The sequence below is a fragment of the Ancylothrix sp. D3o genome (assembly GCF_025370775.1).
In the GTDB taxonomy this organism is placed as follows: domain Bacteria; phylum Cyanobacteriota; class Cyanobacteriia; order Cyanobacteriales; family Oscillatoriaceae; genus Ancylothrix.
The window spans coordinates 17536-31200 of record NZ_JAMXEX010000022.1; the positions used below are offsets into that span (position 1 = coordinate 17536).

Annotated in this window: 3 protein-coding genes; all 3 read left to right on the forward strand. The window is 42.6% G+C overall.

Annotated elements, in window-relative coordinates; genetic code table 11:
* Positions 1–119: 119 nt before the first annotated feature.
* Positions 120–7250: a SpvB/TcaC N-terminal domain-containing protein gene (locus NG798_RS23045; protein ID WP_261226061.1), complete on the forward strand. Its 7131-nt coding sequence runs from the start codon at positions 120–122 to the stop codon at positions 7248–7250.
* A 155-nt stretch (positions 7251–7405) separates the two neighbouring features.
* A complete protein-coding gene (locus NG798_RS23050; protein ID WP_261226062.1) occupies positions 7406–8701 on the forward strand; it encodes a patatin-like phospholipase family protein in 1296 nt (431 codons plus the stop codon).
* A 94-nt stretch (positions 8702–8795) separates the two neighbouring features.
* The coding region (locus NG798_RS23055; protein ID WP_261226063.1) for a neuraminidase-like domain-containing protein at positions 8796–13665 on the forward strand (4870 nt) is incomplete at its 3' end.

Here is a 13665-nt window from a genome sequence, read left to right on the forward strand (position 1 = left end):
TGCGATCGCGCTTTAGATATCGGTTCAGTTTTTTAGCGGCCAAAGCAGCAGTACCCTCAATTATCTTTATCGTTGCTGTATTAAATAGCTCGTCAATTTTACGCGATTATTAGGGTGTTATGAAAAATAGCCAGATAGCCACAACTCAACTTTCTTTACCTAAAGGCGGCGGAGCAATTCTGGGGATTGGAGAAACGTTTCAGGCTAACGAGTTTACTGGAACGTCAGCACTGTCTATTCCTATTCCTACAACACCTTGCCGGGGTTTTGAACCGCAGTTGAGTATCGAATATAGTTCCGGTTCGGGAAACGGGATTTTTGGTTTGGGGTTTAGTTTGGCTATTCCCAATATTTCGCGCAAAACTTCAAAAGCGATTCCTAAATATGATGAGACGGATACTTTTCTTCTCTCCAATGCTGAAGATTTAGTGCCAATTTTTGGAGAACAGCGCACCGTAACTCTTGAAAATATCAACTATACAGTTATTTGTTATTGTCCGCGAGTCGAAGGATTGTTTGCCAAAATTGAACGCTGGACTAACCAGCAGACGAAGGATTTTTATTGGCGGACGGTCAGTCAAGATAATGTAATCAGCATTTTTGGCAAAACAAACAAGGCAAGAATCTGCGATCCAGATAATTCAAATCGCGTTTTTCAATGGCTATTAGAAGAAACGTTTGATGCGAAGGGAAATTCTATTATTTATCAATACAAGTCAGAAAATATTAATAACGCTACTAATGATAGTTGGGAAGCGAACCATACGCAAACGGCTAATAAATACATCGAACGCATCAAATATGGAAGCGATCGCTCCTTATTCGAGGGTCAAGATGTTACCCAAGTAAACTGGCATTTTGAAGTTGTCTTTGACTACGGCCAGTACAATATTGACTCAACTAATTCAGCGCCATATACTCCTGTTCTACCGTGGGAAAATCGCCAAGATTCGTTTTCGACTTACCATGCAGGTTTTGAAATCCGCACCCACAGGCTGTGTCGAAACATCTTGATGTTTCATCGTTTTGAACCTGAACCGGAACTTGGTAACAGCCCTATTCTCGTCCATGCTACGCAATTCCACTATCAAGAAACTCCAACAGTAACATTGTTGAACGCAGTGGAGTCAATCGGGTATCGCTACGAGCAAGGAAAGTATGAAACTAAGAGTTTACCCCCTGTAAAGTTTGACTATAGTGCCTTTGCGCCGGTCGGACACAACTTTGAGCCGCTGTTGCCTGGAAAAGATCGAGAGTTGCCTGGTTTGAACCTGCCTCCAGATTATATGTCCGTCGATTTATATGGAGAAGGGATTCCGGGAGTTCTCTATAGTGACGGGACGACTACACTTTATTGGCAACCAGAAGGCAGCGGAAATGGCACGACAGGGGGAGTAAAATATGCCCCACCCAAACAATTACAGAACTTCCCTATTGAACGCCATTTGCAAGATGCCGATCGGATGTTAATGGATCTGACAGGTGACGGGCGCATGGCTTTAGTTGTCAGCACGTCAGGGGCTAGCGGTTATTATCAGTACGATCCCGATAAGGACACTTGGCAGAATTTTCAACCTTTTGCAGGGTTTCCTACAGATTTTCACAACCCAGATAACCAGATGGTGGATGTGACTGGGGATGGATTGATGGATATCCTGTTGGTGGAACGTGATCGCCTGCGGATTTATCCGAATCAAGGGGAAAAAGGTTTTGGCACACCCCTAATACATAACCAGGAAAACGACGTTCCCACGCTCAAACAAGGTGCTGTAGAAGAATCGCTGCACTTTGCTGACATCTTTGGCACGGGGAAACAGCACCTTGTCCGAATTACTAATGGTTCGGTTGAATGCTGGCCTAATTTGGGATATGGGCGGTTTGGCAAAAAGATTCAGTTGGCAAATGCGCCTCGGTTTGATGAGAGAATGGATGCTTCCCGACTGTTTTTAGTGGATATTGACGGTTCGGGAACCGCAGATATTGCTTATGTTAGCAGCGATCGCATCCAGATTTGGTTTAACCAAAGTGGTAATTCCTTCAGCGAACCCCGAAGCATTGGTTTACCCAGCAAATGGGATAACTTAAATCAAATTAACTTTGCTGATATTTTAGGCAACGGCACGACTTGTTTAGTTTTTAGCGAAAACCATCCCCAGCCCCGTCACTGGTGTTACGATTTTTGCGCGAAACAGAAGCCTTATTTATTGAACAAAGTTGACAACAATTTGGGAGCTATATCGAAAATTACTTACGCTAGTTCGACTAAGTTTTACCTGCAAGACAAGCATAACAGAAGGCCTTGGGTGACGAAGCTACCGTTTCCGGTTCATGTAGTCGAAAAGGTAGAAAGTATTGATAAAATTTCTAATACGAGGCTTGTTAGTTCCTATACCTACCATCACGGATATTACGATCGCATAGAGCGAGAGTTTCGCGGTTTTGGCAGAGTGGAAAGACAAGATGCGGAAACTTTATCAACCGACGAGGCGAAACCCAGCGATTTGCCACCTGTACTGACAAAAACTTGGTATCATACAGGAGCATGGCAGCAGCAAGCAGCTACTTTTTGCCAGCAGTACGAAGAAGAGTATTTTCGAGGAGACGATCGCGCTTGTCGATTGTCAGAGCAGAAATTCGAGTGGGGAACAACGCCCAGTGATGAAGAAATTCGGCAAGCGCACGCGGCGTTAAAAGGCGCGGTTTTGCGATCGGAAGTTTACGGACTTGACGGTTCAGAATTAGCCGAAAATCCTTACAGCGTCAGCGAGGCTAGTTATAATATCAAGCTGTTGCAAGCTCAAGGGGAAAATCAACACGCGATTTTTTATGTTTGGGAACGGGAAACGCTGTCTTACGATTACGAACGCAATCCCCAAGACCCGCGCATGGCCCATAATTTTACTATCGAAATAGATGAATTTGGTCATGTTCTGCGGGACTGCGCGATCGCGTATGGACGGCGACAGGTGACTGGAGAGGGACTTCTGGAACAAACAGGCTTGAAGGCGACTTGCACGGAAACCCGTTTGATTAATTGTGCTGAAAACGACATTTGGTTGTTAGGAATTCCCGCAGAAAGTAAAACTTACGAAATTAAAAATATTTCGTTACCGCAAGGAAAAGACTATTTTTATTTTGAGGCGATCGCTAACTTTATCAAACCAGAAAACTTAAGTGAAACGAATGCTAAGCTGCTGGGTTGGGAACGACATTTATATTGGGATGAATCGCTCCAAAATATTTTACCTTCAGGACAAGTAACTTCTAAAGCTTTACTGGCTCGCAGCGAAGTAGCTGTGATTTCGCAGCAACAAATTGAGGTGGCATTTTCTGGCGTGTTGGACAAGTTAAAATTAGACGATTATCTGAACCAAGGAAAATATAAATTTGATAGTGGTTACTGGTGGAATCCGGGATTGACTCAATCGTATTTAGGAAGCGATCGCTTTTATTTACCCGTCACGACAACCGATCCGTTTGGCAGCGAAACTAAAGTTGAATACGATCCATATCATCTGTTAGTTGTCAAGGTTATGGATGCGATCGGTAATGAAACTGTGGTTGAAGCGATCGACTACCAAACCCTGCAACCCGAAAAAATCCGCGATCCGAACGACAATATCTCCGAAGTCAAGTTTGATGCACTGGGAATGGTGGTTTTATCCTCCCACTACGGAACCGAAAATGGGCAGCGAGTTGGGTTTGCACAATTGAGCGATTCTGGTTCCGAGATGCGGCGCGATCGCACTTTACCAGCATTCGAGATGGAAACTGCGATCGCCAATCCTCAAACTTACTTGCAAGGAACTGCTAGTTATTTTTATTACGACTTGTTTGCCTGGAAAAATAACCGCATCCCAGTTCACGCTGTTAATTTATTGGCAGAAAATTACGCCACAGATGCGCGAGTGCAAATTCACATCACCTATAGCGATGGGTTTGGACGGGAACTGCAAACCAAGATGAGGGTTGAACCTGGAAAAGCATTTGCGGTTAACTCGGATGGAAGTGTAGAAGAACGAGAAACGAGTACGCGCTGGTTGAGTTCTGGGGGCAAAGTTTACAACAACAAAGGCAACCCTGTCCAAGAATACGAACCCTACTATATCGATACTTGGAAGTATATAGATAATCCCACGCTGAATCGATTTGGTGTATCGTCAGTGTTGCACTACGATCCCTTGCAACGAGTTGTCCGAGTCGATACGCCCAAAGGCTTTTTTACTAAAGTGGAGTTTACCCCTTGGGAAGAGAAGCACTACGACGAAAACGACACGATTCAAGATTCGCGTTACTACAAAGAGTATATCAATAACCCCGATCTTTCATCGGTCGAACGCCAAGCTTTAGAAAAAGCCGCCCGATTTTACAACACGCCCGATATTAAAAATTTAGATAATTTGGGGCAGATGGTGCGAGAGGTGCAGCAACTTGAAGACAGTACGCAACTTGTCACCCATTACGAATTAGATATTATCGGCAATCAACTTTCTAGTGCCGATCCGCGTTTGGCAGAAAAAGGCATCAAAAACTTCCAAACCATTTACGATCTGACGCAAACAGCCCTCAAAACGGTTAGCACTGATGCCGGAACTCATTGGACGCTGCACAACGTTATGGGCAATCCTATTTATGTCAAGGATTCCCGTAACTTTGAGGTGACAACGGAATACGATGCTTTGCACCGTCCTGTGAAAGTGCGGGTAAAAGGTGGAGATGGTGCAATTTCCCTCGATAATGTAGTCGATGGCATCGTTTACGGTGAAGGCGTTGCGGATGCTAAAAATCGCAACCTGCGGGGACAAGTTTATCAGCACTACGACTCGGCGGGACTGGTGCAAGTTGAGGCATACAATATTAACGGACAGCCTCTAGTTACTGGGCGACAACTGCGGCAAGATTACAAACAAGAGGTAAATTGGTCTGTCCAAAATCCTAACCAGCTTTTACAGGCAACGGTTTACAAAACTGAAACTAAGTATGATGCGAGCGGGCGCGCGATCGAAGAAATTGATACTGATGGTAACATTCACCATCCGACCTATTATCTGTCTGGCACTCTCGCCCAACTGCAAGTCACTCACGCAAGAGAAACCCAACCGACAACTTACGTTAACAGCATTGACTACAATTCCAAAGGGCAGCGCACTCAGATTGTTTACGGGAATGGGGTGACGACAAGTTATGAGTACGAGCGTACCACATTGCGGCTGACGCGGATTTTGACAAAGCGGGAAAATGAACTCCTGCAAGACTTGAATTACACTTACGATGCGGTTGGCAACATCACCCAAATTGCCGATAATGCCTGGGAAACCGTCTTCAACAACAACCAAAAAGTCGATCCAGTGTGTAAGTACACTTACGATGCCCTCTATCGTTTGGTGGAAGCAACTGGACGAGAACATCCTGCTTTGTCGGAACAGCATAGCGACGTACCCGACGAAGCGAGATTGGTTCTGTTAAAGAAACAGTCTTTGAATAATGCCGAAGCGGTAGAAAACTACATCCGTCGCTATACTTACGGCAAAGCGGGGAACCTGTACCAAATACAACACCACGGAAAAACCTCTCGGGCTCGCAATTTAGCTGTTTCCGACACTTCCAACCGTGCTGTAGATAGCGAACTGCTGAACGGGAATAAGTCCCAAACTAATGCCACTGCCAGCGATATTGACAAATTTTTTGATGGGAATGGCAATCAAATCAAAATGCAAGGCATTGAGCAAGTGCAGTGGAATTATCGCAACAATATTGCCAGCGTGACCATCATCAAACGGGAAGGCGCTGACAGCGATGCGGAATATTACGTTTATGACAGCAGTGGCAGTCGCGTTCGCAAAGTGACGGAACGCTACGGCAACGGTGCGAAGGTTGCCCACATCGACGAGACGATTTATTTAGGTGGGGTAGAAATTCGCCAAACCAGACGAGGGGAAACTGTCACTGAGGAACGCCATTGCCTGCGGGTGATGGATAACACAACCTGTATCGCCATTCGCAACCGATGGGCGCAAGGAGAACCGCCCCAAGGGGTGAAAAATCCTCAAGTACGCTACCAACTCGACAACCATTTAGGTTCGGCAACGATGGAGGTGGATGCTGAGGGGCAACTGATTAGTTATGAGGAGTATTTTCCCTATGGGGGGACAGCATTTGTGGCGGGGAAAAGTTTAGCCGAGGTGAAGTTGAAGCACTACCGCTATTCGGGGAAGGAACGGGATGCAGCGACGGGACTGTATTACTACGGTGCGCGGTATTATGCCCCTTGGTTGGGGCGGTGGATGAGTTGCGATCCGGCGGGGACTGTTGATGGGTTGAATTTGTATGCGTTTGTGGGGGGAAATCCAACACAATTTTTAGATATAAACGGGTACTGTAAATATAAAACTGTAAATGTTTTCTACGCAGGTACGAATCGTACAGCCGAAGAATCATTTAATTTAGATAAAAAAGAACTGGGTAATAAAAAGTCAAATTCGACGCATTTTACATCTTATGAAAAGGATAAGACTCTAAATATTTTAGTTCCCGGACCAGGTACCACAGTAGAGAAAAATAGGATTCAAGGGCATGAAAAAAATCATTTTATATTTAATATATTCGCGAAAACTAAGGGAATATTAAGTGGACGCGGGTCAGGAGGAATGAATGAAAACTATAAACAAATAAAAGAACATTTGGAAGAACTAACAAAAAAAGGCTCAATGGATAATTCTACAGAGTTGAACGTTGTCGGTTATAGCAGAGGAGGGATTTCAGCTATTGATTTAGCAAACTATTTTTCCAAAACTAACAAAACGAAACTTGATGTTAGAGATCCTGTTTCTGGACCAGGAAATATACAGAATTTGGAAATTGCAGAAACCATAAATAAAGCTGAGGTTCAATTGAGTACAGGAAACATACTTCCTGGTTTTTTTGCTCCATTTATATCGGTAAAAACGGATAAAGTTAGTATTAATTTTACCAAGGGAGGTCATTCGGATCGTGCAAGAGATAGATTCAATGTTAGTATGCCTAATGCTGAAGGAATACATATAGAAACAGGAAACAGGTTTGAGCAAGTGAACGGCGAAAATTATAATGAAATGCTCAATATAATAAATCCAAATGAATTGGATTATTTCCAGAAAATCAACCTAGAGCTAGAAACAACTGGAGATGCTTCATATATGCCGCCAACTACACATGAGTACCGATTCAAATATTTTAATATGATGCTAAAACAATTTTTTAATAATAAGTAAAAATGTCTGATTTTAACGTAATAAAAGACGATGAGATTATCAAACCATGAATGAAAAAAAAGTCCTTAACTTCCATCATGTCACAAGTCAAATAGCAAGACAAAGATTGTACTTTCTTATTCAAAATCAACCCCCATCATCAGGAGATAACTAACATGACAGTCAAACGACTTCTTTCTATCGACGGTGGCGGCATTCGCGGTATTATTGCTGCTGAAGTTCTCGTCCAGATGGAAGACGCACTCAAAGCCCACAACCCTAAATGGAAGAGTCTCTCCAACTATTTCGATTTCATTAGTGGCACGAGTACCGGCTCGATTATAGCTGCCGGTTTAGCCACAGGAATGCCCGCCCGCAAAATTTTAGAGCTTTACCTAAAAGAAGGTAAAAATATTTTTTCGCCAGCAGAACATACTTTAGACGAACTTCTGGATACTCTTGGCATAGAGAAAGGGTGGGGGAAACGTTCGCTAATAAAGGGGCTAATTAAGGGATCTGGTAAACAGGACGAGCTTATAGAACAACTATTAACTAAATACACTGGCACAAAATTAGAAAAAGAACTACAGGAAAAGGACGTACTTAGCGACATCACCTTGGGTTCTTCCGATTTAAAAACCAATTTAATGATTGTCACCAACAACGTTACTCGCGGACAGAATTGGTTTTTTGTCAACAACACTGTCAAAGGAGAGTATAAAAAGAAAAGCGAATCTTTAGACCTCAATGCCGATATCCCCCTCTGGAAAATCGTGCGGTCTAGTTCTGCGGCTCCGACTTTCTTTCCTCCCTTCTCTTTTAAAGTTAAGGTTCCCAAAAATCATTCTTCTCAAGAATTTACCGAACAAGAATGCGAGTTTATTGACGGTGGAGTGGGTCCCTACAATAACTCATCATTTCAATTGTTTCTCGAAGCTGTTCACCCCGCCTACGGTACAGCTTGGGATTCTGGAGTTGACAAAATTTTGCTCGTTTCAGTTGGAACGGGATATGGCTACGCTGACATTGAATTTGGTGAGGCGGAAAAGAAAAATAATGCTCAGTGGGCTGGGTATGTGGTCAACGATTTAATGTTTGAAGCAAATTTGCAACAAAACCAAATCCTCAAGTTGATTAGCAAGCAAAAAAAGCTTAAGGAATCTGCCAATTTATTGGAAAATGGGGATGGGTTCAAAATTGTACCCATACAACAGGAATTATTGACCTACTGTCGTTTCACAATTTCGTTTACAGTGGAGCGATTTAAAGCATTAGCAGAGAAAGGACTCCTTAAGGACGACAAGGGCAACCTAATTAAACCTGATGCGATTACAAAGGAGGTTGTCGATAAGTGGGAGAAAATGGACTGTGTAGACCAGAGCGAGTACCTGAGTGCTATTGGTCGTGCAGTTGCTCAAGAGCAGTTCGATATTAGCTTGTTCAAGGGTTTCCTAGAGGATGAGGTAACTTAACTGCTTAACAGAGGAAGTATTGTCAAAGCTCAGCACATAACACTTCTGAATTCTCAAACTGTCCCAATCAACTACAAGAAAAATAGAGGTCAAAATGTCCGACTTAACTCAGATTAAAAATGATGAGAATCTCAAGTCTTTTTCCGAGAAAAACCCAAAATTTGATTTATCAAGTTTTAATTTTTCCGATGAAAAGGCTGTAGATTTATTAAATTGGGAGCGTTTCGATAAGGATACAATATGCGATCGCCTAAAAATGTATCAAGGGCTGTTTAAAGAGGATATTGTCCACTCTTTTTTCGAGAAAAACCCAAACTTTAACTTATCAAGTTTTAATTTTTCTGATGAATCTGTAGAAGCATTAAATTGGGAAGGGTTGGATAAGGATAAGATATGCGATCGCCTAAAAATGTACCAAGGGCTGTTAAATAACGATAAGAGCCTCAAGCTATTTTTCGATAATAATCCCAACTTTTATTTAGCAAATTTTAACTTCTCCGATGAAAAGGCTGTAGAAGCGTTAAAGTGGCAGGGTTTGGATAAGGATAAGATATGCGATCGCCTAAAAGCCTACCAACGACTGTTACACCTTGGTATCGCTCCCAGCGAGGCTGAGAAGCTTTTAGAAAAACCTCTTATGACTGGTTTTCAGGGAGGAGAGCAAAGTCAGCTAAGCGAGCCCGTTTCTGCACTTGCGATCGCCTCCACCCCCGAAGCAGAGTTCGTCCAAACTTCAAAACTCCCTCCGGAACAAGCCAGAGAAACACATCGCAAGGCTACTCAGGCAACAGCCGGACGGATGGTACTTTTAGCAAACGCGATGCAGTTTAGTTCACCGCGTTTGGGAACTATGCTGGCTGATAATGCTGCTGAAGTGCGCGAGAAGTTTCAATCGCTTCCTAGCTATCAAAAGCTATTTGGCAGCCTAGATTATTTACAATGCGATCCCTGTCAATCTATTTTTAGTCCGGCTGCCTATTTTGTCGATTTAATGCGAATTGTTGAGCAGTATATTGCTCAGGTTAACAAAGAAAATCAAGGTTTTATTGGTCTGAGCGATCGCCGTCCCGATCTAGAAAACATTCCCTTGACTTGCGACAATACCAACGATAGCCTTCCCTACACTCAAATTGTCAGCGAGGTTTTAACAGAAAAGCTTACAAAGGAGCTTGGCGAAGATGCGTTCCAACACCTCGCTACTGCCAAATATCCAGGTCATTTGCCTTTCAATCTTTACCTCGAACAAATTCGGACTTATCTAGGCCATTTAAACACAAATCTTGCCAGCATTTACGAAACGTTCCGTCCACAACAAGGTCGCGATGAGATTTGGGGGCGCGACTATTTAAAACTTTCACCAACAGAATACAATTTGATAACAATAGCAAACACTGGTGATTTAAGCGATCGTTACGGACTTAATATCTCGGATACTGACTTTGGGGGATTAAAGAAAAAAGAAACGTTCCTAAAACAAACGGGGCTTTCCTGGCAACAATTGAAAGACTTGCTTTATCAAAATTTATCGCCAGAAGAAATTAAATCTGGCATGGCCGCCCAATTCTACATTAACAAAAAGCTAAATGGTAAATATCTGAATCTAAACGATCGCGGCGAGATTGAAAACCTTAATTTGGAAACCCTAGATCGCGTCGATCGCTTCTTGCGCTTAGCTCGCAAACTAGACTGGTCATTTGCCGATTTAGACTGGGTACTAACTTCCATCGCAGTTGAAGATATTAATGAGAAAGCTATCAAAAAAATTGCCATAATTAAACACCTTCAAGCGCAAACCAAATTACCCTTAGATGTGCTGTGCAGTTTTTGGTACGACATGAAGGTGATCGGCAAAGGCGTCAATCCAAATCGTCCCCAAGACTTGTTCGATCGGGTCTTTAACAATCCTTTAATTCTTCAGGGGCAAGAAAAGTACGACACAAAGTCGGCGATTGTTTGGAAAATTGTTGATACAGATGCAGACCAAGAAACTTCAAGGCTTACTAAAAGTCACCTCATTGCAGCCTTGCAGTTGAGCGATCGCGAGTTGACAGATATTGTTCAGGAAATTTGGGTTTGGCCTCACCAAATAGAAATTGAATTAAACGTTGCCAATTTATTTTCACGACTTTTCTGCATCAGTCAAATTCTCAAGTTACTCGGATTGAAAGTAGACGACTATAAACTGCTGTTAAAGTTTCTAAACGAATCTTTTCCATCTCTTGAAAAACTCGAACTTGATAAATTAACCGAAATAATAGAATTTGCTCAATGGCTAAAAGTATCAGGGTTTAGCCTCTACGAACTCGACTACATTCTCAATGGAACTGTACATCCTTCTGTGGAAGGGTTTTTACCAGAAGATAAAATGGCTTTTTTTATGGAGTCTTTATGGAAAAAAGTCAAATTACCGGATAAACAGGAAAGGAAGAATTTAAGTGAGGAAGAAATAAAAAGGTTAGAAGATGAACTTAACGAAAAAGTTGCCATCCATTTTGGAATCGAGCCAGGATTATTCTCTGTTTTAGCCCAACTGGCTGTCCAAACAGGAAAAGCGCAAGATTGTATCCAACTTTTATTGACCCCAGTAAAAGCTGAGGAAAGTAATTGGCAGCAGATTGTTGAATGTTTTAAATTGATCTCAAGAATGCGCTTGCTCGTTAGCAAGTTGGCTTTAACAGAAATAGAACTAAGGAGTATTTGCGATCGCCCTCAAAGCTATAACATCGAGTCGCTGGCAAAACTCACAGTTAAAGACATTGAGAATCTCTACAAGTGTAAAAATCAATTAGTTCGGATATTCAGCAACTCTAAGGGCGACTTAGCTAAGTATTTTGAAGCTCCCTCTGTGGAAAACCTTGCTAAACTTACAGGCTGGAAAGTGGAGGAAATTCAAAAAGCCAATGACTTTCTCACAACAAAGCCAAATCCAAACGATACCAAGCCAGAGCCAAACGATACAAAACCAGAGCAAAACAAGCTTTATAATTCGGTTGAAGGTTTGCTTAAGCTCAAGCAATGTTTTGAACTCGGCGCTACCCTTGGCTGCAATATAGATTTCCTCTGCGACTTGAGCAAACTATTGCAGAAGGATTCAGTAGCGAACAATTGGGAAAAATATCAGAACGTAGCTCGCTCTGTCATTTCTCTGGCAAAAGCGAAGTATGACAGCGAAGAATGGGCGAAAGTTTTTGGGAAACTGAATGGCACACTCGAAGAACGCAAGTGCAAAGTTCTCACTGACTTTGCTTTGCAAAAACTTGGCAGGGAAAACCCGCGCCAACTGTCCGAATACTTGCTGCTCGATGTAGAGATGACCAGTTGCGCCTGCAACTCCCAAATTCAGCTTGCTATTCTTTCAGTACAGACTTACTTGCAGCGCTGTCGCATGGGGATTGAGCCAGGGGTGACTCAAGTTAACATTCCCGCCGTTTGGTGGGAGTGGATAATGAACTACCGCATTTGGGAAGCCAACCGCAAGGTATTTTTATACCCAGAAAACTACATCGACCCCAGTTTGCGGAAAAATTATTCTCCCATTTTTAAGGAACTGCAAGACGAGTTATTGCAGTCGGAAATTACGGCTGAAACCGTCGAAGCGGCTTATCGCAACTACTGCGATAAATTGGCTGAAATTGGCAACTTGCAAATTGTTGAGGGTTGCTGCTACTCGGTGCAAACGCCTAAAAGTGACAAGGCAGTTGATACGTTGTTTATTTTTGCCAAAACCATTACCCAACCTCATACGTTTTACTATCGGCGCTGCGAGCAGCCTACAGCGAATAAACCACTCTGGAGGTATTGGGAAAAAATCGATCTCCAAATTAACTCAGACTACCTCGCATCGGTCTATGCCTTTAATCGCTTATTTATTTTTTGGGTAGAAACGAAGGAGATTAAAAAATCTCCAGACAACCCACCAACAATACAAGCAACGGTTAAGTATTCATTTCTCAACGCTAGTCAAAAATGGGTTTCGCCACAGAGTCTTGTTGCAGATGTAGAAATTTCTAACATTCTGCCTGTAGCTTTAGAAAAGGATATTCAGGATTCTTGGCAAGAAGTTTACCCCATAGTAGTCCCAGCTACAAGTTCCAAACCAGACCCAGAAATAACTATTTTATGGGGAGGTTTATCGGCTATATTATCAAAACAATTTAATGCAAAAGCTTGGAACCTACAATACAAACACTATTTTTTAACAAAAATTGCTGGGGATTTATTGCCTGTACCATTAAATTTTAACAAGCAGCAAACATCTCTTACGCTGTCAGAAAGACGCAGTTATTTAGCAGCAACGGCAGTAGGCAATTTGGTAGTGTTTGCTGGCGGATATAATGATAGAGCCTTATACTCTGATAAAGGGGATATTTTTGCCTACAAAGAGGGGAAATTAGAGAGACAAGAAACATCTCTTACGCTGTCAGAAAGACGCGGGTCTTTAGCAGCAACGGCAGTAGGCAATTTGGTAGTGTTTGCTGGCGGATATAATGCAAGTGGATACTCCGATAAAGTGGATATTTTTGCCTACAAAGATGGGAAATTAGAGAGACAAGAAACATCTCTTACGCTGCCACAAGGACGCATGGGGTTAGCAGCAACAACAGTAGGCAATTTGGTGGTTTTTGCGGGCGGATATAATGCAAGTGGATACTCCGATAAAGTGGATATTTTTGCCTACAAAGATGGGAAATTAGAGAGACAAGAAACATCTCTTACGCTGCCACAAGGACGCAAGGAGTTAGCAGCAACAACAGTAGGCAATTTGGTGGTTTTTGCGGGCGGATATAATGCAAGTGGATACTCCGATAAAGTGGATATTTTTGCCTACAAAGATGGGAAATTAGAGAGACAAGAAACATCTCTTACGCTGCCACAAGGACGCATGGGGTTAGCAGCAACAACAGTAGGCAATTTGGTGGTTTTTGCGGGCGGATATAATGCAAGTGGATACTCCGATAAAGTGG

Coding starts and splice junctions, on each gene's coding strand:
- NG798_RS23045 (WP_261226061.1), top strand. CDS start 120: ATGAAAAATAGCCAGATAGCCACAACTCAACTTTCTTTACCTAAAGGC.
- NG798_RS23050 (WP_261226062.1), top strand. CDS start 7,406: ATGACAGTCAAACGACTTCTTTCTATCGACGGTGGCGGCATTCGCGGT.